Origin of the sequence: Paenibacillus sp. OT2-17, assembly GCF_009827695.1 — a bacterium.
GTDB classification, from domain to species: Bacteria; Bacillota; Bacilli; order Paenibacillales; family Paenibacillaceae; genus Paenibacillus; species Paenibacillus polymyxa_B.
Genome location: NZ_WUDQ01000349.1, coordinates 1 through 3,902, shown reverse-complemented (window position 1 = coordinate 3,902; position 3,902 = coordinate 1). Strand labels below are relative to the sequence as shown.

Here is a 3,902-nt window from a genome sequence, read left to right as displayed (position 1 = left end):
AAATGCGATCCAGCATTGGCACCTTGGCACGTGCAGCAGGGACAAAGCAGCCAATTTGAGCCATAATCGCAATAAGCGCAACCTGACGCATATACGTACTTTTCCCAGCCATGTTCGGCCCAGTGATAAGTAGAATATGCGCATCGGCTTCCTCCAACACCGTGCTGTTTGCGATAAAACCGCCATCTTTCATTACGGCTTCCACCACGGGATGGCGACCCTGCTCCACTACGAAATCATATCCTGTAGTCAGCTCAGGTTTCACGAATCCCCGTTCCGAGCTAACCGAAGCCAGCGACTGATACACGTCAATTTCAGCCACTTGCTCTGCCAGCTTTTGCAAACGTGGAATTTCAGCGTTCAGTTTACTGCGAAGCTCGGAGAAAAGCGTGTACTCCAGATCAACCATTTTATCCTCGGCTTCCAGAATTAGAGATTCCTTTTCCTTCAACTCCGGTGTAATATACCGTTCCGCATTCGCCAGCGTCTGTTTGCGTTCATATCGACCTTCTGGTAATGAAGCCAAATTGGATTTGGTCACTTCGATATAATATCCGAATACTTTGTTGTATCCAATCTTAAGTGACCGAATGCCGGTTGCTGCACGTTCCTTGGCCTCTAGCTCAGCGATCCAACGCTTACCGTTCACACTCGCCTCGCGCAGTTCGTCCAGACGCTGATGGTAGCCTTCCTTAATAAGACCTCCATCCCTTACGGAAATCGGCGGTTCATCCGCCACCGCTTCCTCAATCAACGCACACAGGTCTGTACAGCTATCCAGCGTTTGTGCAATTCGTCTCAGCGTCTTCGAAGGAGATTCAGCGCACAATTCGCGTAAAGACGGAATTCGGGCCAGCGACAGCTTGAGAGCGATCAGATCACGTGCATTAGCACTACCAAAGGCGATCCGCCCAACTAGACGCTCCAGATCGTAAATCTCTTTAAGCTGAGCACGTACATCCTCTCGGAAAATAAATTGGTGGTATAGCTTGTCCACCGCCTCCAAGCGCTCCTCAATAAGATTGCTGCTCAACAGCGGCTTGTCAATCCAACGACGCAACAGACGCGCTCCCATGGAAGTCTCTGTGCGATCCAACAGCCACAGCAGCGAGCCTTTCTTTGAGCGTTCACGTACCGTCTCCACCAGTTCCAGATTCCTGCGGGTAAATGGATCCAGAATCATAAAATGGTTTGGCTCATATACCGAGATTTGGGTCAATTGGCCTAACGATCTTTTTTGCGTTTCATTCAAATAGGAAATCAGGCGCGATACGCACCGTCTACGTTCCTCCGTAAGCCTTGCCCATGTGGCTTCGCCAAATTGATCCCGAACCAGATCATCCTTGGATTTGTCCCAAGACGTATACACAACGCGCCGTCCAACGGGGGACATACGGGATGTCACAAAATCGAGCAGATGACCATCCCCCAACATTTCGGAAGGCTCATAAATGTTAATTTCATCTAGTAGCCATTCTTTCGAATCAGGCACAGAGGTCACATACAATTCACCTGTTGACAAGTCGCACGCCGCAAGTGCCAGCATCCCGTCCGTCTCTGTGACACATACCATGTAGTTGTTGGATTTGTCGCCCAGCACCTTTCCTTCCATTACCGTACCCGGGGTCACAACGCGGACAATATCCCGTCGCACCATCCCCTTCGTAGCTGAGGCTTCCTCCATTTGCTCACATATAGCCACTTTATAACCCTTCTCAATGAGGCGCTGTATGTAATTTTCCGCTGAATGATAAGGCACGCCGCACATCGGAATTTTTTCCGTGGCGCCACCCTCACGACCCGTAAGTGTAATTTCCAGCTCCTTGGATGCAAGAATTGCATCATCGAAAAACATCTCGTAAAAATCTCCCAGGCGGAAAAACAAAAATGCATCTTTGGCCTGCTCTTTTATGGATAAATATTGCTCTATCATCGGTGTATATTTGGACATACCGTTTACTAACCCCCACACTTTGTTCCGTTTAAACTTATAATTATCTCTCATTATATCAAAAATGACAGTCGATAACATGAAACCATTCCTGGTGTCGACACTTCATTTTACGTAAGCTTCCAATACGGGCGCAAATCCCGTGATTCATCCCACTGTTTCCCCTTGCGGAGGCTGTCCAGCAATGGCGCTACATAAGCTTCATATTGCGAGTATATTTCCAGTGAAACCATGTCCAAAATAAGAGGTTCCATATACTCTTTAAGGACAAGTTGATTTCCTTCATAAAAGGCTCTGTGAGCCTCCTCCTCACCCAGCGGCCTACGTTGCAAACGCGGATATTGAGAGGCAATGAGAAACGCCATTCCAATCACACCTTTCGCCAGCTGTGGCGAGATAAGAAAACTGGGCAGTGTACGATATTCAAAGCCTCCATACGACTGACGGCGAAAATCACCTAAATTGCCATAATGCGGTCTGCGCCGAGTCGCACGCTTGTCTTCCAGTAGCGCCAAAGGCAGTGCCAAATAGTTATCTAGTGCCCGAAGCAAGGCACCGTTTAGCGAAACCCCGCTGAAATGCAGATGTCCGCCCAGCGGAAAACCCGGTTGTGGCATCCCCCCTGCCTGCCAGATGAGTGTGTGGTCGGCAATGCGCCGGGCTGCTGTTGCAAAAGCTTGACGCAGGTGCTTCAGCAGATGGGCCGGATCTCCACTCGGCGCAGGGCGAAGCTCAGCGACTGGATACAGTGTTCGTCCTCGACGAGTAACAGCATCGCAGCCGGCTATGCCAAGACGACCCAAATATCTTGAGGCCGGAACGACCCGTCCCTCGGGCATACGAACCAGCACAAATTCAGGGTCCATTCCGATGAGCAGTCGATCTCTTCCTCGTTGCGCTGAAAGATTCTCACTCTCAACATCCCCTTCGCGCGCAGCAATTTCATATAATGTGGCCAAACGTCCATCGTTCAGCCATGGCTGTGCCGAGATTTCGCGCACCTGACAGCTGCGCTCCCCCAGCGGCGTCAGTACCACCTCACCACTGTCCAAACCCAGGGTGTACAACGCTCGTACAGCCAGCCGCTCCATCCGGACATAGAGCGGTGAATGTTGATCCAGTTCAGACAGATCGTATGCGCGGACTTTGGAAGGGCCTTCGATGGCACGTCTACGAATTTCCAACACTCGCAGTAGATGGATTTGCACCGCGTAGCCTATCGCAAAATCTGCTATACTGCTATCCATCCACTGCACCGCTATGCCTGAACGCTCCAGTCTACGCTTTTTTTCATCATTTGGCATCTGTCTGAAGCGTATGAGCGCCTGTCCCGGCTGCTGCATCATATTCCCCCCTACGGACTACGTACGGATTTCAACCCAAATTCAACCCATAATAACAAAAAAGGAGGGCCTTTGCCCCCTGCGCAGAATCAGCCGGCGCAAAGAGTAAAGCGGCCCTCTTTTTGGTTACTTCTGTCAGAGCTCGTCGTCAATGAGGTCGGGGTCGAGCTCCTCATAGTCCCCCTCTTCCGCTCCAAAATCAAAGTCTTTGTCAAAATCATCGCTGCTACCATTCGGGAATACTTCTACAACAATCTTCGTTTCCGCCACCAGCTCCACCGCAAATTCCCGCTCGACCCGGATCATTACGCTGCCACCTCCAGAAGACACACTGGCCTCGACGCAACTCGGCTCCTGTGTAGCTTCGGCGGATACTTCCACTGTAGACGCCCGGTGCTTCGGATCAAGATACGAGAGCGGCACATTTTCCACGTACGACACCGTTTCCTTGGCCACATCGGTCTGCGAGTTTTTATCGTATGAGTACCAAATATTGATGTCATACGTCCCGACGACCTCAATGCCGTCCCCCGCCGCCACAGCTTCATACTGGTGGTTAATAATCCATGCCCCTAAAATGCTCGTCGGATTATTCGGCGGAGTTACGG

General features: G+C 50.7%; 3 protein-coding genes. All 3 read right to left on the bottom strand.

What is annotated here, in order from left to right:
- A partial coding sequence (gene mutS / locus GRP75_RS20950; protein WP_160790267.1) for a DNA mismatch repair protein MutS occupies nucleotides 1-1,951 on the bottom strand: 1,951 nt, incomplete at its 3' end.
- A 110-nt stretch (nucleotides 1,952-2,061) separates the two neighbouring features.
- Nucleotides 2,062-3,297, bottom strand: a complete 1,236-nt coding sequence (locus GRP75_RS20945) for a putative amidoligase domain-containing protein (protein WP_075154364.1) — start codon at nucleotides 3,295-3,297, stop codon at nucleotides 2,062-2,064.
- Nucleotides 3,298-3,429: 132 nt separating this feature from the next.
- On the bottom strand, nucleotides 3,430-3,902 hold a 473-nt coding region (cotE, locus tag GRP75_RS20940), incomplete at its 5' end, for an outer spore coat protein CotE (protein WP_160790266.1).